15 protein-coding genes and 2 pseudogenes are annotated in these 22671 nt (G+C 71.5%); 12 read left to right on the plus strand and 5 right to left on the minus strand.

Features of this window, described 5'->3' with window-relative positions; genetic code table 11:
- Positions 1-100 precede the first annotated feature (100 nt).
- From ACFT41_RS25295 to ACFT41_RS25305, 3 genes are all read right to left on the minus strand, one after another.
- The gene (locus ACFT41_RS25295) at positions 101-889 is read right to left on the minus strand and encodes a hypothetical protein (RefSeq protein ID WP_377587699.1); all 789 of its coding nucleotides are present in this window, start codon (positions 887-889) and stop codon (positions 101-103) included.
- Positions 890-1178: 289 nt separating this feature from the next.
- A complete protein-coding gene (locus tag ACFT41_RS25300; protein WP_377587700.1) occupies positions 1179-3440 on the minus strand; it encodes a heavy metal translocating P-type ATPase in 2262 nt (753 codons plus the stop codon).
- Between the two features lie 223 nt (positions 3441-3663).
- Complete coding sequence (locus ACFT41_RS25305; protein ID WP_377587701.1) at positions 3664-4677, minus strand: cytochrome c oxidase assembly protein; 1014 nt, start codon at positions 4675-4677, stop codon at positions 3664-3666.
- A 128-nt stretch (positions 4678-4805) separates the two neighbouring features.
- Here ACFT41_RS25305 and ACFT41_RS25310 point away from each other — a divergent pair, with 128 nt between their 5' ends.
- From ACFT41_RS25310 to ACFT41_RS25335, 6 genes and pseudogenes are all read left to right on the plus strand, one after another.
- Positions 4806-6851 (plus strand): cytochrome c oxidase assembly protein, encoded by a 2046-nt coding sequence (locus ACFT41_RS25310; RefSeq protein ID WP_377587702.1) that lies wholly within the window; start codon positions 4806-4808, stop codon positions 6849-6851.
- A 166-nt stretch (positions 6852-7017) separates the two neighbouring features.
- A complete protein-coding gene (locus ACFT41_RS25315; protein WP_377587703.1) occupies positions 7018-7305 on the plus strand; it encodes a hypothetical protein in 288 nt (95 codons plus the stop codon).
- Between the two features lie 125 nt (positions 7306-7430).
- The gene (locus ACFT41_RS25320; protein ID WP_377587704.1) at positions 7431-8093 is read left to right on the plus strand and encodes a YcnI family protein; all 663 of its coding nucleotides are present in this window, start codon (positions 7431-7433) and stop codon (positions 8091-8093) included.
- Between the two features lie 316 nt (positions 8094-8409).
- A complete protein-coding gene (locus ACFT41_RS25325; RefSeq protein WP_377587705.1) occupies positions 8410-8634 on the plus strand; it encodes a heavy-metal-associated domain-containing protein in 225 nt (74 codons plus the stop codon).
- Positions 8635-8678: 44 nt separating this feature from the next.
- A complete protein-coding gene (locus ACFT41_RS25330; protein ID WP_377587714.1) occupies positions 8679-10880 on the plus strand; it encodes a heavy metal translocating P-type ATPase in 2202 nt (733 codons plus the stop codon).
- A gap of 134 nt (positions 10881-11014) precedes the next feature.
- Positions 11015-11539 (plus strand): annotated as a pseudogene (locus ACFT41_RS25335) (sigma-70 family RNA polymerase sigma factor); the annotation flags it as partial.
- Between the two features lie 48 nt (positions 11540-11587).
- Here the strand turns inward: ACFT41_RS25335 and ACFT41_RS25340 are convergent.
- Positions 11588-12334: pseudogene (locus ACFT41_RS25340) on the minus strand (hypothetical protein); the annotation flags it as partial.
- 51 nt (positions 12335-12385) lie between these two features.
- Here ACFT41_RS25340 and ACFT41_RS25345 point away from each other — a divergent pair.
- The 5 genes from ACFT41_RS25345 (at position 12386) to ACFT41_RS25365 (ending at position 18116) form a co-directional block, all read left to right on the plus strand.
- Positions 12386-12961 carry a hypothetical protein gene (locus ACFT41_RS25345; protein WP_377587706.1) on the plus strand — a complete coding sequence of 192 codons (576 nt, stop codon included), beginning with the start codon at positions 12386-12388 and terminating at the stop codon, positions 12959-12961.
- A 358-nt stretch (positions 12962-13319) separates the two neighbouring features.
- On the plus strand, positions 13320-13652 hold the full coding sequence (locus ACFT41_RS25350; RefSeq protein ID WP_377587707.1) for a YciI family protein: 333 nt from the start codon (positions 13320-13322) through the stop codon (positions 13650-13652).
- Positions 13649-14869 carry an RNA polymerase sigma factor gene (locus ACFT41_RS25355; RefSeq protein WP_377587708.1) on the plus strand — a complete coding sequence of 407 codons (1221 nt, stop codon included), beginning with the start codon at positions 13649-13651 and terminating at the stop codon, positions 14867-14869. The genes ACFT41_RS25350 and ACFT41_RS25355 overlap by 4 nt, the downstream gene beginning before the upstream one ends.
- A 1418-nt stretch (positions 14870-16287) precedes the next feature.
- On the plus strand, positions 16288-17037 hold the full coding sequence (locus ACFT41_RS25360; protein ID WP_377587709.1) for a helix-turn-helix domain-containing protein: 750 nt from the start codon (positions 16288-16290) through the stop codon (positions 17035-17037).
- 434 nt (positions 17038-17471) lie between these two features.
- On the plus strand, positions 17472-18116 hold the full coding sequence (locus ACFT41_RS25365; protein ID WP_377587710.1) for a MerR family transcriptional regulator: 645 nt from the start codon (positions 17472-17474) through the stop codon (positions 18114-18116).
- 329 nt (positions 18117-18445) lie between these two features.
- On the opposite strand, the gene ACFT41_RS25370 is transcribed toward ACFT41_RS25365, so the two are convergent.
- Complete coding sequence (locus ACFT41_RS25370; RefSeq protein ID WP_377587711.1) at positions 18446-21097, minus strand: polyketide synthase dehydratase domain-containing protein; 2652 nt, start codon at positions 21095-21097, stop codon at positions 18446-18448.
- Between the two features lie 375 nt (positions 21098-21472).
- Here ACFT41_RS25370 and ACFT41_RS25375 point away from each other — a divergent pair.
- A partial coding sequence (locus tag ACFT41_RS25375; protein ID WP_377614010.1) for an amino acid adenylation domain-containing protein occupies positions 21473-22671 on the plus strand: 1199 nt, incomplete at its 3' end.

Below are 22671 nucleotides of genomic sequence, written 5' to 3' on the forward strand. Positions count from 1 at the left end.
GTCCAACCTTCTCGACGGTCGTCGGTCCGTGCCGGAGTCCGGGTGCGGCACGCCACCATGCGGTTGGTCGCTCGACGGTGTCCGTCAGTTCCCGCTGCGGTTAGGTCCGGACCGTGGTCGCCATCAGGGCGCGCCCTCCGGCCCTCGTGCTCACCTCGAACGTCAGCGTCCAGTCCCGGCCGGGCGCGAGGCTAGCGTTGCCGAGTGCGGTGCGGCCGGTCAGTGGCAACACCGCCACCCTGGCCCGGCTGTCGGTGACACCGTCCTGCGCGGTCGCCGCCCACTGGATCACCTCGTCATCGCCCGCGCCGCGCCAGCAGAGATGGAGAAACAGGCCACCGGTGTCGCGCCGGAGCCACGCGTCCAGGGTCTGCCCCCGGTTGCTGATGGTCACCGACGCCCGACGTGGGCAGAAGTCCCGGTCGGAGGTCATGCGCGCCGCCGCGGCGGGCAGCGCGATTGCGGTCACCACAGTGAACAGGACCACCCCCGTCCCGATGATCAGCGGTCGGGAGCGGCGCCGGGGTCCGGGGGCGGAGATCGTCTCGCCCACGCGGGTCGGACGCGGTTGTGGGCGAAGCACGTGCCGGGGCGGTCCGCCCGTCTCCCGGTGGTGCACGGTGGGTCCGGGGGCTGTCCGGCGCGCGGCCGGTCGTGGCCGCTGTCGCGCGGTGGTCGTCGTCGCGCGGGTCCGGCTCCGGCCGGCGGCGAGCGACACGATCCGGCCGCACGGGGTCACCAAGCCGTTGAGGGTGACGATGTCGGTGCCGGCGGCACACGGTTCGAAGCCGTCGTCCGGCGGTTCGGCGTCCGGTTCACTCCGGTCCACCGTCCGCACCAGCACGGCGGCGAGGACGATCATGGCCAGGAAGATCGCAAGGCTGGTCACGAAAGCCGCCGGGCCGGCGTGACAGGATCGTACATAGGGGTCATGCCCGTCCGATCGGAGCAGCCGGCCCGCACAGCGTGGCCGGAGGAATGTCACTGCTCGGTTAGTCCGCGTTCGTCGGACAGAAGTTCCCGGCAGTCACGTTGCCGGGGCGATCGCGGTGGCCGGCGGCCCGGGTGACGGCGATGTCGTACCGTTCAGAGCGGTGACCCATCGGCTCCGCCCTCCCTTGTCGACGGGTTCCCCCGCCAGGTCGGTCGCGCGATGGGGTCCGGCTCCCGGCGGGTGGCTACTTCATCCGGGACGTCCGGTCGGTGGAAGGCAGCCGGAAGTTCCGCAGCCGGAGGCTGTTCGAGATCACCAGCAGGGACGACAGGGCCATCGCGGCGCTGGACACCAGTGGGCTCAGCAGTCCGGCGGCGGCGATCGGCAGGGCGGCGACGTTGTATCCGAACGCCCAGCCGAGGTTGCCGTGGATGGTGCGCAGCGTCCGCCGGGCCAGGGCCACCGCGGCCGGCACCGTCCGCAGGTCGTCCCGGACGAGGATGATGTCCGCCGCGCCGATCGCCACGTCGGTGCCGGTCGCGATCGCCATGCCGAGGTCGGCGCGGGCCAGCGCCGGCGCGTCGTTGACGCCGTCACCGACCATCGCGACCGAGTGGCCGGCACGCTGGAGTTCTTCGATGACCGCGGCCTTGTCCGCCGGCAGCACCTCGGCGATGGTCTCGTCCACCCCGATCTCGGCGGCAACCGCGGCCGCCGCCGCCTGATTGTCCCCGGTGAGCAGCACCGTCCGCAGTCCCGCCGCCCGGAGTCGGGCCACCGCAGTCGCCGCGCTGGGCTTGACCGTGTCGGTCAGCGCCAGCGCCCCCGCGACGGTTCCGTCGACGGCCACGAGGACACACGTGCAGCCCTTGCTCGCCCAGGCCGCCCGCCGGTCCCGGACCTCCTGCGGGAGCGCGATGCCGGAGGATTCCACCAGCCGGGGCGATCCGACCAGCACCGGCTGGCCCGCGACGACGCCGCAGGCGCCCAGGCCGGGCAGCGCCCGGAAGTCTTCCGCCTCCGGCAGGTCGCCGACCTCGGCGCGGGCGTAGTCGGCGATGGCCCGGGCGACGAGGTGTTCCGCGGCGTTCTCCACCGCTCCCGCCCGGGTGAGCAGGCTCACCCGCGGCAGGTGTTCGGCGGCCCAGAGGTCGGCCACCACCATCCGGCCGGTGGTCACGGTGCCGGTCTTGTCGAGCACGACCGTGTCGATCGAGCGAGCCGACTCCAGCGCCTGGTGTCCCTTGATGAAGATGCCGAGCTGCGCTCCCCGGCCCGACGCGGCCAGCAGGGCCGTGGGGGTGGCCAGGCCCAACGCGCACGGGCAGGCGATGATCAGTACGGCGAGCGCGGTGCCGACGAACCGTTCGGCGGGAGCGCCGGCGAGTGCCCACCCCACCCCGGTGATGCTCGCCAGGGCGATGACCGCCGGTACGAAGACGGCCGATACGCGGTCGGCGACGCGCTGCACATCGGCCTTGTCGGACTGGGCGCGCTCCACCATCCGCACGAGCTGCGCCAGCTGGGTGTCACCGCCGACCCGGGTGGCGCGGACGAGCACGCGACCGCTCAGCACCGTCGTCCCACCGGTCACCGGTTCTCCGGGGCCGACCTCGGTGGGGATCGACTCACCGGTCATGGCGCTGGTGTCGACCGAACTCGCGCCGGAGAGGACCACACCGTCGGTGGCGACCGTCTCGCCCGGACGAACGACGATCTCGTCGTCGACGCGCAGCTCCCCCGCCGGCACCCGGTGCTCGACTCCGTCCCGCAGCACGGTGGCGTGCTTGGCACCGAGACGGGCGAGACCGCGCAGGGCGTCTCCCGCCGCCCGTTTCGCCCGTGCCTCGAAGAACCGGCCGGCCAGGACGAAGATGACCACGCCGGCGGCGACCTCGAGATAGATGGAGCCCTCGGGCTGGAAGAGCAGTCCCCAGCCACCGGCGTGGTGATCCTCGCTTCGGTCACGTCCGAAGATGGTGTAGAGCGACCAGAGAGTCGCCGAGATCACCCCCAGCGACACGAGGGTCTCCATCGAGCTGGTGCGGTGCCGGGCGGCGGCGACCGCCCGCCGATGGATGGGCCAGGCGCACCAGGTCACGACCGGTAGCGCCAGCGCGAGCAGCACCCACTTCCAGCCGGAGAAGCGGATACTCGGCACCAGGATGAGCGTGATGGACAGGTCTGCGAGCGGCACGCCGACCAGCAGCGCGACGATCAGCCGCCGCCACAGGTCACCGACCCGACCGTCCTCCTCCTCGTCGGCGGGCGCGGCGGTCTGCACGGGGGCGGCCTGGTAGCCAGCCTTCTCCACCGTGGCGATCAGGTCCGCGGTGGGGACCGGCTTGATCAGTCGGACCATGGCCCGGTCGGTCGCGTAGTTGACCGTCGCCTCGACGCCGTCGAGCTTGTTGAGCTGGCGTTCGACCCGGGCCGCGCAGGCCCCGCAGGTCATCCCGGTGACGGCTAGTTCGACACTGTTCGAGGTGTCGGTGAGAGTCTTCAACTCTGCCTCGGTCTCTGCTCAGGGCTGGTCGCGTGCCCGGTGTCTCGGCATCGCGCGCCCGCCGACGTGGCTTCCGGTCGGCGTCTCGGGGTGGTCGGGCGCTCCGCGTGCCCGCGTCGAGTCGGCCTGACCGGGCGTGGAGAGATGCGCTCACCCGAAATCCTACCGCTCGTAGTATTCGCTCCGTCGAGGGTTCGCGATCTGCGGGGTCGGCATCAGGCGGTCATCCCTCGGGTGGACGGGCGGCGCGGGCGGCGTCCCGTTCCGCCATGCGTGCCAGCCAGTCGTTGTAGGCGTCCAGCGCCACGTCATCGTCGTCCACGTCGCGGCGCAGGGAGATGTCGGGCCGCCGCGACGCGGCCTGGTATCGGGCCATGTTCTGCCGGCGGGCCGCCTCGATCCAGCGCAGGCGGACACCGGCGCCGCCGAGGGTACGGACCCAGGGAATCGCGGCGATGACCACGAAGACCATCATGATCGCGTCACCGCCGACCCACATGATGGCTCCGCCCCAGTGCACGTCGGTGAGCAGATCCGGACCCCAGCCCGGGTAGTGCCGCGCGTAGGCGGGCCACGGAGGCGTGGTGGTCATCAGCAGCGAGACGCCGGTGAACGTGTCGATCGGCATGGAGAAGAGAATGATCACGATCTTGACCGGTCGGGACAGCCGCCACCGGATCGGCTCGTCACCGAAGCCGGAGAGCAGGTAGAGATAGCCCACAGTCAGGTATGCCAGTTCCTCGGCCGCATCCACTGCCGGGTTCTCGATGCTGAGCGTGTTGAAGGAGGTCAGGTGCGTGATCACGACGATCGCCGCGTAGGCGGGAACGGCCACCAACGGACAGGTGAGCACCGTTACCACGGGTGAGCGCAGTGCGCGCTTGATCCTGGTATGCCAGGGATTACGGGTCGAGTGCAGGGCGAGGATCAGCGGTCGTCCCAGGATCAGCAGCACCGGGGCAATCATGATCAGCAACAGGTGTTGAATCATGTGGATCCAGAAGAACGCCTCATCGTAGGTGCCGATGAGACTCAGCCGGGCGATGACGATCACACCGAGTCCGGCGTAGTAGCAGGCCGCCCGGCCCAGTGGCCACGGCCGCGCCGGGTGGGCGGCGCGCACCCTGACCATCCCCCAGCCGTAGGCGGTGGCAGCGGCGGCGACCAGCGCCAGGGTGATAGGTTCGGCGCTCCAGGTGGAGACGACGTCGCCGATGGTCGGTGTCGAATAGTTCATCAGATCCCACGATCGCTCGCGCGGCCCGACGAGGGAATCTCGTCGCCGCCTCCGGGCGGAGCGCAGCGGCTACCCCCCGGAATTCGATTCGGCCACGACGCTACCGGGAGAGGAATGTCGGCCAACTGATGGGTACCGAGTTGGACAGCGTGCCGTCGTTCGACCGCCCGAGCCGCTGGACGGCGCGGCGCCTCACGGTCGGAGTACCGCAGCCCCGTTGGTCGCGTGGCGCGTGGTTGTGGCTGACCGGTGCCGGGCTTGCCGTGATCATGGGCGGCCTCGCCGTCCAGGCCGGCCTGCTGGGTCAGCCGTACGCGGCGCTGGGCGTCGCCGACCCGGGTCGGCTGGCGCAGACCTGCGCCGCCCTGTTCCGGCTGCTGGCCACGGTCAGCGCGACCGTGTGCGTCGGCGCGCTGGTCTTCGCGACGTTCCTCACCCGCCCGCAGACCTCCGGTGTCGCCGCACCGGCCGGCTACGCCGCGCGACGCACCGCAGCGCGGGCAGGCGCGGTGTGGCTCGCAGCCGCGCTGGTCCTGGCGCCGGTCGACGCGGCGGACAAGGCCGGCCTCGCGCTGTCCCGGGCGCTGCGACCGGACGCGTTCCTCGTCCTGGTCGACGCCCTCGGCGCGCCCAGGGCGTGGCTGGTCACCGCCGCGTGCGCTGCGGTGGTCACCGTCGGCGCCGCGCGGGCGTTGCGGTGGCGGACCCACGCCGGGCTCCTGGCGGTGGCCTTGATCGGGCTGCTGCCGCCGCTGACCGTCGGCAGCTCCGCCTCGCAGGACGGGCACGACCTAGCCACCCTGGCGCTCATGATCCATGTGGTGGCAGCCGCAGTGTGGGTGGGCACGCTGCTGGCGGTGCTGCGCGCCCGCGGCGGCCGCAGCGAGGAGGCATGGCGACGCTATCGACGCCTCGCTGCGGTCTGCGCGGTGGTGGTCGCCGCCTCCGGCCTGCTCGACGCCGGCATCCTGGCCCCGGGCGCGACAGTCCTGACCAGCGGGTACGGCGGCGTGGTGCTCGCCAAGGTCGCGGTCCTGGCCGCCCTCGGGCTCCTGCTCCTGCGGCTCAGCGGGCGCGTCGGCCGGCCCGTCACAGGCTCCAGGCCGGCGCTGCGGCTGGTCGCCGCCGAGCTGATCCTGGTCCTGGTCGCGTACGGGCTGTCGGTGGGCCTGACGCGGCTGTCGGCACCGAAGTTCCTGCTCCGGCAGCCCACCGGGCACGAGACACTGCTCGGCTACGAGCTGACCGACGCGCCGACCGCGCTGGTGCTGCTGGGACAGTGGCGCGTGCATGTGCTGTTCGCGCCGGTGGCGGTGGCGCTGGGTGCCGGCTACCTCGTCGCGGTCCGCCGGCTGCGCCGGTCAGGGACGCGATGGCCGGTGGGTCGCTGCGTCGCCTGGTGCCTCGGCTGCCTGGCGCTGCTGGTGGTGTCCTCATCGGGGCTGGGCCGCTACGCCCCGGCGATGTTCAGCCTACAGACAGGCTCCCACATGGCCCTGGGCATGCTGGTACCGCTGCTGCTGGTCCTGGGCGCGCCGTTCACCCTGGTGGCGTCGGCTCTGCCCTCGACCGTGGACGGTCGGCTGCCCGGTCCGCGCGAGTGGGCCGAGGCGCTGCGCACCAGTCCCGTGGCCAGGCTGCTGACCCATCCGCTGGCCGGCACGGTGGTGTTCGCTGGGGCGCCGCTCCTGCTCTACTTCACGGATCTGTTCGGCTTCTCGATCCGCTATCACTGGGCCCACACGGCCGTGCACACTGCCTTCCTGGTGATCGGCTTCGGGTTCGCCTGGCTCGTCGCCGGCGTCGATCCGCTTCCCCGCGCCAATCCCGGGCTGTTCCGCCTCGGCGCGCTGATGGCCGCGATGCCGTCGTGTGTGGCGTTCGCGGCAGCGATCCTCAACAGCAGTGACCTCATCGGCAACGGTCCGGCCAGCGGGAACCTCTATACCGGTCTGGACCTTCCCTGGGTGCGGGACCTCGCCGCGGACCAGCGGCTGGGCGGCTACCTGGCGCTGGCCATCGGTGAGACGTGCATGCTGCTCCTGCTCGCCGTGCTGCTGTGGCGGTGGGGGCGGCACGGCGCGCGGGGCCAGGACGAACTGGTGGGGATGGACCTCGACGCCGATCTGCTCGGCGACGCCCTCCCCCGGGTCGGGCCGTCCCACGGCGGGTGAGCCGTTCACGGCCCGACAGCGCGCCGGGCGGGCGACGCGACGTCAGTGCGCCCGTGCCCGGTCAGGCGTCGGCGCTGGGCGCGCTGATCCGGTGCAGTGCCAGGTCGCGACCTGATCTCCCGGCAGTACGCGCTGCTCGATCCGCGCGCTGCCCCGCTGCCTGGCGTTGCCGACCGTACTGCCGGCGGTGGTGGACGTCCACGCCGAAACGTTCGCCGCCGTCGTCGCCCGCCTCGACGTCGTCGAGGAGCCGCACGACACGTCGAACGTCGACGGCGACACCGGCGGAATGTTCCACGTGCCGGACCTGAACTGCCAGCACTGCCAGGTGACCATCCGCGGTGTCCTCGAAGGCATGGACGTCACGGTCCACGAGGTCGCCCTGGAGTCCGAGCGCATCGTCGACGTCGCCTCGGCCGGTGAACTCAGCTATCGCGCACCAAGTCGTTGGTGACAGCTGCTCGGAAGGCGCGGATCACACATGTGGTATCAAGCGACGGACCGCCTGAGGCGGACCGACCGAAAGGTGAACCGGTGACAGGTCGAACGGTACGAAGCATCGTCCTTCTCTTGGTTGGCATGGCCGGCGCCGCCGTGGCAGCCGGACCGGCGTACGGGCATGTGTCGGTCAGCCCCGCGCAGGCCGCCCCCGGCACGACGACCACGTTGACGTTCCGGGTGCCGAACGAACGCGCGGACGCCACCACGGTCGGGATACGTCTCCTGCTGCCCACCTCGGCGCCGGTCGACTCCGCCGCCGTGCACGAGCTCGCCGGCTGGCGTGCCGAGGTCGAGCGGGCCGAGCCGGGCGCCGCTGACGCGTCGGACGGCCAGCCCGTGACCGCCGTCACCTGGACCGCACTCACTCCGGAAGCGGCGATCGACGGCGCCCAGTTCCAGGAGTTCCGGGTCTCGCTCGGCCCACTGCCGAACTCGGGCGACCGGATGGTCTTCAAGGCGCTGCAGACCTACTCCGACGGGCAGATCGCCCGATGGATCGAGGAACCCGAGCCCGGACAGCCCGAACCCGAGAACCCGGCGGTGGTCCTACGGCTGGACCGCGACGCCGGCGGCGCGGTGGACGAGCACGGCATGCCGGTCGCCGACGGCACCGCCGAGCGCGACACCGCCCCGCCGGCGGCCGTGTCGCTCGCCGTAGGCGTCGCGGCGCTCGTGCTCGCCGCAGCCGCGCTCCTGGTCGCGCTGGTCAACCGCGCCGCCGCCACCGCGCGTCGGCGCTGACTGCGCGTCGATGACGGACGGAGAGCCGGGGCGGCGCACAGCCGCCTCCACGTCCGCGTCCACCGTCCCCGGGCAGCGTCCGGCCTGCACTGGAATCGGTCACGCGCCGAGGCCGCCCATGCCTCGCCCCGTGCAAGTCACACAAAAGACGTGACAAATCGATGATCCGCGCCACCCCGCATTGCGTACCATCAACGTGAGCCGAGACACGTCACGCGCCGCGAAGGGCCACGGCGGCGCGTCGTTCACCGACGGCACGAGGGCACGCTGCCGCCACGCTGCCACCCGCCCGATGCGCGGAATCAATCCACCGAAGATGAGGTCTGTCGTGGAGTCCACCTACCACGTGCTCGGCATGAGCTGCGACCACTGCGTCCAGTCCGTCACCGCCGCGCTGAGCGCACTGCCCGGCGTCCGCGGGGTCACCGTCGACCTCGCCGCTGCCCTGGTCACCGTCCGCAGCGACACTCCGCCGCTACCGGATGCGGTGCGCCACGCCGTGGACGAGGCCGGGTTCGAGCTGACCGGAGGCCGACCGTGACCGCGCCGGCGCAGTTGACGCTGACCCCGCTCAGCGTCGGCGGGATGACCTGCGCTGCCTGCTCGAACCGGATCGAACGCAAGCTGAACCGCATCGACGGCGTACAGGCCACGGTCAACTTCGCCACCGCCACGGCCACCGTCACCCACCCGCCCACCGTGCCCGTCACGGAACTCGTCGCGGTCGTCACCGCGCTGGGCTACACCGCCCACCCGCCGAGCACGGACACCGCGGACACGGACCAGGACCCTCCGCTGCGCCTGCGGCTGGCCGGCGCGGCGGCGCTCAGCGTCCCCGTCATGGTGGTCTCCATGGTGCCCGCGCTGCAGTTCACCGGCTGGCAGTGGGTCGTGGCGGTGCTGAGCGCCCCGGTTGTCGCGTGGGCGGGTTGGCCGTTCCACCGGGCCGCGCTGACCAACGCCCGCCAGGGGGCGGCCAGCATGGACACGCTCGTCAGTCTCGGCGCGCTGGTGTCGTACGTGTGGAGCATGTGGGCGCTACTCGCCACCCCCGCCGGGCGGCCGGGCCTGACGATGACCTTCTCGCTCACCGGCGGTCACGGCCACGCCCTCTACTTCGAGGTCGGCGCCGGTCTGGTCACCTTCCTGCTCGTCGGGCGCTGGCTCGAGGCCCGGGCCCGGCACCGCGCCGGTTCCGCGCTGCGCGGCCTGGCCGAACTCGGCGTACGCGAGGCCACCGTCCTCGACGCCGACGGTGCGGAGCACCGGCGGCCCGTGAGCGTCCTGCAGGTCGGGGACCGTTTCGTGGTCCGACCCGGGGAGCGGATCGCCACCGACGGCGTCGTGGAGACCGGCGCCGGCGCGGTCGACGCCTCGCTGCTGACCGGTGAGAGCGTGCCGGTCGAGGTCGGCCCCGGCTCCCCGGTCGCCGGGGGCACGGTCAACACCGGCGGCCGGCTGGTGGTGCGGGCCACCCGGGTCGGCGAGGACACCCGCCTCGCTCAGATCGCCCGGCTGGTCGCCGAGGCCCAGGCCGGCAAGGCCCGGGTGCAGCGGCTCGCCGACACCATCGCCGGCATCTTCGTCCCGTTCGTGCTGGTGATCGCCGTGGCGACAGCCGCGGCATGGCTGGTTCTCGCCCCCGCCACCACCGCGGTCGGGGTGGCGGTCGCCGTGCTCATCGTGGCCTGCCCGTGTGCTCTCGGCCTGGCTACCCCGACCGCGTTGCTGGTCGGCACCGGCCGCGGCGCTCAACTCGGTGTGCTGATCCGGGGCGCCGCCGCGCTGGAGTCCGCCCATCGCATCGACACCGTGGTGTTCGACAAGACCGGAACACTGACCACCGGCCGGATGCGGGTCACCGAGGTGCACCCCACCGCAGGGATCGGTGAGGAACAGCTGCTCCGCGTCGCCGCGGCGGTCGAGTCCTGCTCCGAGCACCCGCTCGCGCAGGCCGTGGTGATCGCCTCCGGACAGCGCTGCGGCACCGGGCTGCCGGTCGCGGTGGACTTCTGCGCCACGCCCGGGCGGGGCGCCGCCGGCACGGTCGATGGGGCTCGTGTCATCGTCGGCAGCGCCCGACACCTCGCCGAGGCCGGCGTCACCGTGCCCGCGACCGCTGTCGGCGCCGACAGTGTCGTGTACGTGGCCCAGGACGGTCACCTGCTCGGATGGATCACCATCGCCGACTGCCTCCGCGACACCGCCGTCGCGGCCGTGACCCGGCTCCGGGAGGCCGGACTACGGCCCGTCCTGCTCACCGGCGACACCCCCGCCGCCGCCGAGGCGGTGGCCGCGTTGGTCGGACCGATCGAGGTGCTCGCCGGCGTCAGCCCCGAGGACAAGGCCGCCACCGTACGCCGGCTGCGCGCCGAGGGACGCGCCGTGGCCATGGTCGGCGACGGGGTCAACGACGCGGCGGCGCTGGCCGAGGCCGACCTCGGCATCGCCGTCGCCACCGGCAGCGACATCACCATCGAGGCCAGCGATGTCACCCTGGTCCGCGCCGACTCCGCCGCCGGGACCGTGGACCTGACCGCCGCCGTGGACGCGCTCGGGCTGGCCCGGGCCACCCTGCGCACCATCAAGGGCAATCTGTTCTGGGCTTTCGCCTACAACACGCTCATGATCCCGTTGGCGGCGACGGGACTGGTCAATCCGATGGTGGCGGCGGCGGCGATGGCCGCGTCCAGCCTCCTGGTGGTCCTCAACAGCCTCCGGCTGTCCCGGTGGCGGCCCACCCCAGCGCACCCTGGTGTACAGATCGGCACTTCCGCCGCGCGTTGATCCGTGCGCGGCCGCGAGCCGTACGACCGAGGGACGGTTCCCGCAGGATGCCATAGTCTCTCCCGACAGCCTCTACTACAGGCTGTCGTGGTCAGTGGTCCGGCAGGACATCACCGGGACGAAAGGGAACGGACGTGACGGACGAAGCACAGGTCACCACCTGGGCGCTGGCGGCCGGTCAGGGCGACCACGAGGCGGCCGCCCAGTTCGTCCGTGCGACGCAGGCGTCCGTGTGGCGATACCTCGCCGCGATCGCCTCCCCCGGCGAGGCCGACGATCTCACGCAGGAGACCTACCTGCGCGCCGTACGCTCCCTGCCGTCCTTCGCCGGCCGGTCCTCCGCCCGGATCTGGCTGCTGAGAATCGCCCAACGGGTCACCGTCGACCGGGTGCGGACCGTCACGACGCGGCCCCGCGCGGCGCCGCTGCCCGAGTCACACGAGGTGACCGATCGTCAGCACAGCGGCTTCGACCGACAGATCGCCCTGGATCACCTGATCGCCGCGCTGCCCGCCGACCGGCGGGAGGCGTTCGTCGCCACCCAGTTGCTCGGCATGTCCTACGCCGAAACCGCCGAGTTGTGCGGATGCCCGGTCGACACCGTGAGGGCGCGCGTCGCCCGTGCTCGGGAGGACCTGGTCGCCGCGATGCAGGCCCGCCCCGACCTGCCTGCTTCCGTGCCGCCGCCCCGAGCCGTCCCACAGCGTGATCCGGTGGTCGTCGCCGCCGGCCGCGAGCAGGCGTCCGTCCGGGCTGAAGGCCACCGACTGCACCAGCGCCGACCCGCTGACCAGCGTGCGCTTTAGTGACGGTCGTCCCCGTTTCCCCAGGTCGAGCAGGCTGGATCGGGCCTCCACCGTGGGCGCGGTCCGGTAGGCGGCGAGGCTCAGCTGCATCGCCAGCGAGACGTCGCTGTCACGCAGCTTGTCGGCCCGGCCGGCGATCAACCGCGAGACGGCCTCATTGCGCTGGTCGACCGCCTCGCGTCGTTGCCGCTCGACGTCGGCGCGTTGTTGGAGAGCCACGCCGGCGAGCACGACGGTGAGCGCAGTCAGCGTGGCCAGCGCCGTGACGAACTGGGTCATCCGCCGGGTGCGGCGGCGCGAGTGACTCCGGGACCCCGCCAGGAACTCCGCAGCCGGGACGGTGAGGTCGGCGTCGGCAGACGCCGCCCACGCCTGGGCGGCGAATGCACGGATGCTCGTCGATGTTGCCAGCGTGGATCCAGCCGTGTTGGAATAGCTCATATCGCCGCAGCGCGGGGGCAACCGCGCTGAGAACGGCCAGCACGGGAGCATCGCAGTGCCGGCAGTGCGCCGCTTCGGCGGACCTCGCATGCCACATCGCCGGGCCATCGCCCTGATGACGGGCACCATGCCGGGCGGGCACTCTCGCCCGCCAGACGCACGTGTCCCCCGACGGCCGACGCGCTCGACGCCAGACGCTCGGGGCATCCGATTCGGTCTGCCAGCACGCCAGGACCGGCAACGAGGTGAGAAGCGATCATGATTTCCCGAGAGAGCCTCGCAGGGTGGTATCGCCACCGCCTGGTGTGGGTGGCGGTGATCCTGCTGACGGTTTCGGCCAGCGCGGTCGTACTCAACCGGGCCAGCCCGGAGGCGGAGCCGGCGGATCTGCAAGCACAGATCGTGGCCCGGATGCGCACCACGCTCGAACAGGCGGACCCGGAGCAGCACAACCACGCCGGACACAGCGCCCAGCAGGGCGCCGCCGGGGAGAAGCCGTCGGTGATCTGCGGGGTCCGCGTCTACGGCCACGAGCCGGCCGAGGCCGCCTCGCTCGCCGACGTCCAGAGGGTCTACGGCTTCCATCTCTGCGGAATCGCCGAGCAGAAGCGTCCCTGGGACGTGGCGGTCAAGCTGGTCGGCCCCGTGATCATGGACATGTCCGCCGAACCCCCGGGCATCCAGGTCGTCGAGGCGACAGCCGACGTCAGGTTCATCGACCGGCTGCGGCAGATGTTCCCACCCAAGTACGCGACGCTGGCGCAAGAGGAGGCGCTGACCCCCTCGGAGATGGCCAACCTGCGCCGCCGGTACGACGCCGCAGCCCGGCTGTGACCAGGTCGTACGGCCGGGCGGGGCGTCGTACCCCTACACGCCCGGCCGACGGAGCCGGACCCGCGACGACGCCGCGGCTGCGGCCCTCTGCGCACAGTTCGGCAACGGTCTGCCCGGCATCCACGACGGCGGATCCAGGCACTCTGGCGGCACCCACCGCCGGACCTGCCCCGGACCGGCCCTGCCCGGTCAGCACACACTCCCCGTCGACGTCCGGTTGTCCGCCCCGCGCCTCATCGCGTACGAAGATCTGCAGAGAAACCTCGGCCGACCGTGTCGGATCAAGGCTGCGGCGTTCGTAGCAGAGGTGAGAGGCGGCCCACGGGGGCGGCCGGACGACGACAGGGAGACGACTCCGATGGCGCAGTACCTGATTTCCGTCCTCGACGACCGGACCAACTCCGGCACCGGGGCTGAAATGGTCGCGATCGACGCCTTCAACGATCAACTCAGGGCGAATGGCCACTGGGTCTTCGCCGGCGGTCTCGCGGAGCCCAGCACGGCCACCGTGATCGACGGCCGGGACGGGGAGGCGGTGTTCACCGACGGGCCCTACGTGGAGTCGAAGGAGTACGTCGGCGGCTTCTGGATCATCAAGGTGCCCCACCTCGACGTGGCGCTCCGGCTCGCCGCCCAGGGCTCGAAGAGCTGCAACCGGAGGGTTGAGCTGCGGCCGTTCCTGGGTGCGTGACCGACGTCGACGAGGTGATCGCCCGGGTCCACCGCGAGCAGTGGGCCCGGGTGGTCGCGACCCTGGCCAGGCGCTTCGGGGACCTCGACATCGCCGAGGAGATGGCCGCCGAGGCGTTCGCGACGGCCGTCGAGCGTTGGCCGGTCGACGGCGTCCCTCCGAGTCCCGGCGCGTGGCTGACCACCACCGCCCACCGCAGGGCCATCGACCGGATCCGGCACGAGGCCAAGCGTGCGGAGAAGCACAAGGAGGCGCTGATGCTGTCCGACCCTCCGGAACCGCTCGGCGCCATCGACGACGACCGGCTCCGCCTCATCTTCACCTGCTGTCATCCGGCGCTTGCCCTGGGGGCGCGGGTTGCGTTGACCCTGCGGATGGTGGGCGGTCTCACCGTGCCCGAGATCGCCCGCGCGTTCCTGGTCCAGGAGGCCGCCATGGGTCGGCGGATCACCCGCGCGAAGGCGAAGATCAAGGCGGCGAAGCTCCCCTACGGCGTGCCGCTACGTGAGAACCTTCCGGCCCGGGTAACCGGAGTGCTCACCGTGCTCTATCTGATCTTCAACGAGGGCTACCTGGCCTCGGACCCCGACAAGGAGGCGGTCCGCAGCGACCTGACCGGCGAGGCGATCAGGCTGACCCGGCTGATCCATGCCCTGCTGCCGGCCGACGGCGAGGTCACCGGACTCCTGGCCTTGATGCTGCTGACCGAGGCCCGACGGGCCGCGCGGGTGTCGGCCAGCGGTGAACTGGTCACCCTTGGCGAGCAGGACCGTAGCGTCTGGGACCGCGAGCTGATCGCCGAGGGTCATGCCCTGGTCCGCGCCCGCCTCGCCTGCGGCCAGGCGCCGGGGCGCTACCAGGTCCTCGCCGCGATCACCGCCGTCCACACCGACGCCCGCGACGTCCGTGACACCGACTGGCCGCAGGTCGTCGCGCTCTACAACCAACTGCTCCGCCTCGACCCCTCACCGATCGTGCGGCTCAACCGGGCGATCGCGGTCGGCGAACTCGACGGCCCGGAGGTCGCGCTGGCCAAGGTGGACGGCCTGCCGCTGGAGGGCTACCACGCCTACCACGCCACCCGCGCCGACCTGCTGCGCAGGCTGCGCCGCAGCGAGGAGTCGCGGGCGGCGTACGACCGGGCCATCGCGCTGGCCGGCAACACCGCCGAGACGGCGTACCTCATCCGTCGCCGCGACCAGTTGGCCGGATCGTGACCCGCGCCGCCAGCCCAGCACCTTGCCACCTCATCAGGCGGTCCAGAAGTGGGCCGGCGATCGGGCGTGTCAAGCAGACGTGGGGACTTCTCTCGCGCGCCTTGAGGCTTGTTGACGCATGTCGATGCTAATGACGGCCGGCGGAAACCGTTCGTCGAAGGTACGGCGCGCGGTCGTGGCCAAGTATCCGGACCAGCAGGCGTTGCCGGTCTGGTGTGGACCCGTCAAGGCCATCGCCGTCGGCCAGAAGCAGGCCAGGAGCCCGGCTGAGCCCTCTCGGTCCGCATTCGCCGTTACCGCCGTCGGCGAGCCTCCGGCCGCGTCCGCCCCCTCGGAGGGGCGGTCACGTCTTCATGCTTGCGCACCCCGTCGCGCTCGCCGGTGGAGCAGCTTTCAAGACGACATGCTCACCCGGCGCCGGCAACGATCAGCTTGCCGATCACTGGGCCTGGATCCACCGATGAATTGTGTTCGCGTCGGCGTGCCAGAGCTAGGAGATGCCCTCTGAGCTGGGAGGACAGGAGTTCTGACGCTTCTATTCCATGGCTTAGAGGGCACCTCGCAGCCCGGCCCTTCAGCTGGAAGTTCACCCCGGCCGACCTCGATGATCTCATGGCCCGGATCGAGCGACACGAACAGAAAGAACAGAACCCCCAACAGCCTCCCGGCTGCGACCACCAGCCTGCCGCATCGGCCCTGGCGACATAACCCCCGAAGGACTTACGGCGCGGACCACTTAGTAGACGATGACGGTTCTTCACGCCAGTCGTCGTCTGCAAAGAAAGGCCGCTCGTGTCGGCCTTCCATGGGTTGGTCGGTGTCGTCACGGACGAGCGTGGGGAGGTCGACACCGGGCAGCCCTGATCCGCTCGCCGGCCACACCCGGATCAAGCAGGCCATGGAACGTCACCACGCCAACAAGATGCTCATTCCCGTCCTACTCGACGCACCCGTCAATGGGCAACTTTCCTTGCTTTGGCTCTGGTACGCAACGGCGGCAGATCTGTCCACTTCAAAGGTGCCGAGCCCGCCGACTCTCCGCCCGGCGGCCGGCCAACAGGGCCGCCTGCCACTCGGCAGCCCACTCGGAAGCGGAGACCGGATATTCGCACTATCTACATTAGATCGCACCGGTATCCAATCAACTAACGTAACGCTACTTTGCGTGACGCGGCCATTCGTGGGCATCGTTCCGTGCCGTCGAGCGGGTATTGCCAAGAACAGATGCCTGACGTAGTCTCAGCGCCAGTCGATCAACGGTGAACCGGGACCGGACCACCGCCGACATCACAGTCGGATCGACGAGCGCCCGAACAATTCACCCAGAATCGTCGGAGAACGTGGACTCCAGGAGTCGGTGTACGCAATTCGCCTTCATTGAGTTCCTTCAATCACATTCTTTGGTTCAGGGAGGCGTTATGAAACAGTCGGTCGAAATGGCAGTGCGGCGGGCCATCGCCACGATGCACAAGAACCTCGGTGAACGGCTGACCGTAGACGACCTGGCCAGGGCGGCCATGTTCAGCAAGTTTCACTTCACCCGGGTGTTCCAGCGGATCACCGGCATCTCGCCGGGTCGTTTCCTGTCCGCGCTACGGCTGCAAAAGGCGAAGCGTCTGCTGGTGTCCACGTCGTTGAGCGTGGTCGACATCAGCGTCCAGGTCGGCTACAACAGCGTCGGCACGTTCAGCTCCCGGTTCAGCCGCAGTGTCGGCATGTCCCCGACGGCCTATCGCCGGCTGCGGGGCCACGCGCCGCAGATCGCGACGCATCCGCTGCCGGCCATGCCGTCGCGGGCCCGCGTCTCCGGCTGGGCCAGCCTGCCCGGTACGCACCAGAACGAAATGATCTTCCTCGGCCTGTTCCCCGAACGCGTGCTGGAAGGCCGTCCGGTGCGCTGCACGGTCCTCACCCGGCCGGGCTCGTACCGTCTCGACGCCGTCCCCGCCGGCACCTGGTACCTGCTGGCCCAGTCGATCGCGAACGACGACCTGCACGCCACGATGGACCCCGACAACCCGCGGGTATGTGTGGCTGCCCAGGGCCCGCTCGAAATCTCGTCGACCACCGTGATCCACACCAGCCTCCAGCTCAAGCCGGCCCGCTCCATCGACCCGCCGGCCCTGCTGGCCCTGATGGACGCGCGGAAGCTGGCCCTGGCCTGCTAGCCGGGGAGACCCACGGCAACCCGGAGACGGCGTCGTCCAGCCGGCAACAGGCCGCCTGACGCATCCGCAAGAAATGACTGTCAGGAATATAGACGAATCCGTCCAGGGCGCAGCCACTCGGGCGACATGGTGTCGGATCGTGGCCATTAAGTGCCACAACACAGAATGCGACAATCCCTCGGAAGCCGTCACGCACTATTCTAAACCGGCTCGACCCGAACGGCAGGCACAGCACGGAAACGAACGGCGCAAATGCCGCCCAAGAGCCAGAGCCGGGACAATCACAACCGAGCAACAGAGGCTGATGGCTTCATGCGACGACCTCAACGATAATGTCGGCATGAGCGAGGGGAACACGCGCAGACTGCGATCGACGCGCCGCCGTACCCAACGCCGCGGTGCCCGACGTCGTATGCTTACAGCGGGGGTGTTTCATGCGCATTTCGGACATGAGCAGGCAGGCCGGCGTATCGATTGCAACCATCAAATTCTACCTGCGTGAGGGATTGCTGCCCCCGGGCACCCCGACCGGCCGCAATCAGGCCGACTACGGCGAGGCGCACCTGCGGCGCCTGGAACTAATTAGAGCGTTTACCCAGATCGGCCAGCTGGAACTGACCACGGTCCGGCAGTTGCTGATCGCCATCGAGGACAGCCAGCGATCACTGTCCCAGCTCTACGAGCTGGTCGACCGGGCCTGCTCGGCACCGGAAGCGGCTCGCGCCGCCGGCACCGAACACCTGCGCGGCGCCCAGTCCGACGTGGACGCCTTCCTCGACGACCTCGGCTGGCACAGCAACGGGCAGACCCCCGCGCGCGAACGACTCACCGCCGTCGTCGCCGCCCTGCGCAGACTGGGCTGCGAGTGCGGGGTGGAATTCTTCGGCGACTACGCCGCCGCGGCCGAGACCCAGGCCGTCAAGGAGCTCGACCTGTTGCTGGCGGACGGCGTCGGGGCCGACCGCGCCGCTGCGGTCGTGCGCAGCATCCTGCTGGACGCGGCCATGACCGCACTTCGTCGGCTGGCGCAGGAGCATCACGTGGCGATTCGCTTCGGCGTGGCAGCCCAGGGCGCCTGACGCCGCTGCGCGTAGTCCACCGCGCCATCGGGGCGGTCGGCCGCCCAGGCATCCGGAGGGAGGTGTTCAGCAGCGTGCCGTACTCCAGGCGCAGCATGCCGAGAAGGAACAGCTCCCAGTACGGGGCGGCATGTTCGTCGGGCATCAGCCAGGCGACGCGCAGCGCTCGGGCGATGTCCCAGCCGCGCACCGGCAGGTCAGGCGCGGTGTCCTCGGTGGCGGTCCGGAACCGTTGGTCGGCGTCGTTCAGCGCCGTGCGGACGAGGTTCGACCGTTCATGAGGCACGGCAACTGGCACGCCCGTCCGGGCGCATCGCCGCCGCCCACTCTCATTCTTCCAATGTGCTCAGTTTCGTCGGCGTTCCCGGCAGCAAGGCGAACACCGCCGCGCGGTCCGCACCACGCACCGTGGTGGCGAACGTCGCCACCCATCGGTCGCCAATGGCGAAGAGCACCCAACCCGGGCGAGGGCGGGAGACCAACGCCGGTCGGGGCACCGGACCACCGCTGTGGCCCAGCGACGCGACCACCGCGCGAACCCGGGCCGCCGCGATGTCGGCGTCCTCCTCGGCGTCCGACCGGATCTCGGCGAGCAGCCCGGCATACCGAGGGTCCGGCGGCCGCCGTGTCACCGCTTCCACGGCGCATCCGACTATCTCGGGCCCGGCCACGCAGAGGGTCAGCGCGGCGCCCTGCGCCACCCGGACCGTCTGCTCGCCGTCGGCATCAGGGGCGCCGCCGCGCCGGTGGCGGAGCGCGACCGCCTGGCTCCGCGCACGCGCCACGGCGGTCGTCACGCCCCCCCGGTCGACGCCGGGCCCGTCCGGCTCGACCACGATCGCGAGCCGGGCGCCGGTCAGCTCGTGCAGCATCCGCTCCAGGTACGGGCCGAGCAGCGGCGCCACCCACGGCCCGCGCGCGTCGGTCTTGCGCACCGCGGCGAGCCGCAGCCCTTCCCACCGCTCCACCACCTGCCCGTCGGCGGTGCGCACGGCGACGTCGTAGATGTACGTGTCCCCGGACCGGGCCCGCTCGGTCGCGCAGTACCGGACCTCACCGGAGCCCGGTAGCCGGCGGCCCGCCGGGTACAGCCGGTCGATCGACGTCGGCAGCAGCGTGGCGTCCGGGACGCAGAGCTGGTTGCCGTGCATGAGGGCGTCGCGCATTCCCGGGTCGCCAAGCAGCAGCGTCCCAGGTAGCGGGTCGGCGAACCACCGCCGGCGCACGAGCATGACCTCGGCGTCCACGTGCCGGGCGGTCACCCGGTGGCACCGGCGCAACCGCTGGAACCGGTCTCCCTGGAACAGCACGCTGCCGTACAGCTCGGCGACGGGGTCCAGCGGGACCGTCGGCAGCTGGTCAGGGATCCGCTGCGCGCCTGGCGGGACGACATCGTCGCCGTAGCGCAGCCGGGCCCGAAAGTGTGGCGCGGTGTAGCCGGTCTCCTCGCTGTGGATGACCACGTCGACGCTGTCGTCCTCGTTGGCGAGGGCGGCCACCCGGACCGTGGTCGCGCCGCTGGGCGGGACCACGATCGGCCGCACGAACCGCACCCGTTCCAGCACCGGCACCCGGTCCTCACCGGTCAGCGCGGCGGCCACCTGCGCCATCGCCTCCATCCCGAGGACCGCGGGCATGAGGATCCGGTCGCCGAGCCGGTGATCGGCCAGGTACAGGTCGGTCGCGGGATCGAGGCGAACCTCGGCGACCAGCTCCACACCCGGGTACCACAGCAGCGGACGCGACACGAACCGCAGCGGTGGCGTCTCCGGCCGCTCGTACCGGACCGTGGCGACGCCCTCGGTACGGCCACTGATCACCACCGTGTGCGGGCACCCGGGATCCGACAGCAGCCGGTGCAGGAGGTGCACGCCCGGCTGCTCCGACGATTCGGCGGCCGGCCATTGCAGACACAGCGTGCGGCAGTCCGGGTACCAGCCCGCGTAGCCGGCGGCCAGCTCGGCCAGCCACTCGCCGGCGACCGCGTCGGGCAACCCCGGCCGCGCCGCAACGCTGGCGACGGTGACGAGCAGTCGCAGCCGTCCGGGACCGACCGCGGCGAGGACCCCCCGCAGACCGTCGGTCCGGGCCGCGATGGCATCGCGCACGTCCGTCATGCGCGGCGCGGACAGTCCGATGGGTTCGCTGCACCGGCCGCCGTACAGCACGGCTGTGACGGGGCCGAGGTCTCGCGCCAGTTCGGCGACGGCGCGCCGCACCTGCGCGGCGTCGGTCACGTCGGCTCGCGCGTATCGGACCGTCACGCCGGCGCCAGCCAGGCGGGCCAGGTCGGCGGCCAGTCCGGCATCCTCGGCGGAGTCGCCGGGGCCGATCAGACCCAGCCGGCAGCCGCTGCGCCCGGCGAGCGCCAGCGCGCACTCGGCGGTGACTCGCTCGCCGCCTCCGACGGCCAACAGCACATCGCCGGGGCCGAGCGGATACACCGCCGGGTCGCCTGCGCGGGTGGGCAGCATCCGCCGGACCGGTACCCGCCGCACGCCGGACGCGTCGTAGTGCACCTCGCTGTAGGTGATGGTGGCGGCCACCTCGGCGGCGACCCGGGCCACGACCTGCGGCCCACGGCCGGTGTGGACGACGGTGGTGCGCACCCGCGGCGCTTCCAGGTGCAGCGTCCTGGCCACCGCGGCCGCGCCCGGATCGCGCCCGACCAGGACGAAGCGCCGGTCGTCCGCGCCGGCCAGCACGGCCTGGGCGCCGGACAGGGCAAGCTCGACCTGCTCCTCCCGCCGGCCACGGGGCAGGCAGACCAGGACGCCGGCGCCGACGCCGGCCTGTTCCAGGGCCCGCCGCAGCGATGCGGCCATCGGGTCGTCCGAGGCGGCGAACACCTGCCATGCGCCATCCGCAGCCGGCCGCGCCAATGACGGCCCGGGGGCATCGGCCAGGATCACCGACCAGGGCCGGACCCAGTGCCCCGCACCGATCTGCGCGCCCGCTGGCTCCTCATGCGTGCTGATCATCGTTGTGACGACGGCCTTCCGTTCGAGGTCTGTGGCGATTCTGGGCAGGCCCTTCCGCGCCGGTCGTCCTCGCCCGTGCGGACCGGAGCGGTAGGGGGCAGCGCGTCCCACTGCCCGCCGCCGGCCGGTGCCAGCAATGGCAAAGGTGCAACGGGGCAAATCGGCCCGGCACGCTGGTTCCAGCCGCCTGCCGTGGCGTCGCGACGCCGCCTGTCCAGCCGGGTCGTGCCGAGAGAAGTGAGGTCGCCGTGACTAGTCCGCACAGCCGCGTCCGAGCCGAGCGTGGTGAGTGAGATGGAGCCGATGACCGCTGCGGAGCGGGACCTGGTCACGAACCGGTGGAACGACACGGCCCGGACCGTCCCCCCGTCGACGTTGCCGGACCTGTTCGCCGCGCGGGTGGCCCGCACACCAGATGCGGTCGCCGTCACATCAGGCGGCGTCTCCTGGACCTATGCCGAGCTCGATGCCCGCTCCAACCGCCTCGCCCGATACCTCATCGGCGCCGGCGCGGGCCCGGAACGGCTGGTGGCGGTGGCACTGCCGCGCTCGCTGGAGATGGTGGCGGCCGTGCTGGCCGTGCTGAAGGCCGGCGCGGCGTACCTGCCGATCGATCCCGCGTACCCGGCGAACCGCATCGCGTTCATGCTGGACGACGCCGAGCCTCAGCTGCTGATCAGTGACCGTGCCACCGGGGCGGCCCTGCCGCATACGGCGGCCGTTGGCATGATCCAGGTGGACGACGCGCGGGTGGGCGATCAGGTGGCTTCGCTGCCCGGCGGAGCCGTCACCGACGACGAGCGGATCGCGGCGCTACGGCTCGCCCATCCGGCGTACGTGATCTACACGTCCGGGTCCACGGGCCGGCCGAAGGGTGTGGTGGTCACGCATCAGGGTCTGGCGAGCTTCTCGGCGTTCCTGGCCGGCACGTGCACGATTGGGCCGGGCTCGCGGGTCGGCCAGCTCGCGTCGCTGAGTTTCGACGCGGCGGTGATGGAGCTGCTGATGTCGCTGCCGGTGGGCGCGACGCTCGTGCTGCCCACGGCGGGCCCCCTGGCCGGCGAGGTCCTCGCCGAGGCGCTGTCGGAGCTGCGGATCACCCATGCCCTGGTCTCGCCGAGTGCGCTGGACGGGGTGCGACCGGAGCAGCTGCCCGCGCTGGAGTGTCTCCTGGTCGGCGGCGAGGCGTGCCCGCCGGAGATCGCGGCGGCCTGGGCGGGAGACCGGCGCATGTTCAACGCGTACGGCCCGACCGAGGCGACGATCTGCGCCACGATGAGCGGGCCGCTGTCCGGGCTGGAAACGCCGCTGATCGGTGGGCCGATCTGGAATGTGCGCGCGTATGTGCTGGATGACCGCTTGGGTGTGGTGCCGCCGGGGGTGGCGGGCGAGTTGTACCTCGCCGGCACCGGCCTCGCCCGCGGCTACCTGCACCAGGCCGGCCTGACCGCGCAACGGTTCATCGCCTGCCCATTCGGGTCCGGCGAACGGATGTACCGCACCGGAGACCTTGCCCGCTGGCGACCCAACGGCGAACTCGAATACCTCGGCCGAGTCGACGACCAAGTCAAAAT

Origin of the sequence: Micromonospora sp. NPDC057141, from assembly GCF_042670805.1 — a bacterium.
Taxonomy (GTDB): Bacteria; Actinomycetota; Actinomycetes; order Mycobacteriales; family Micromonosporaceae; genus Micromonospora.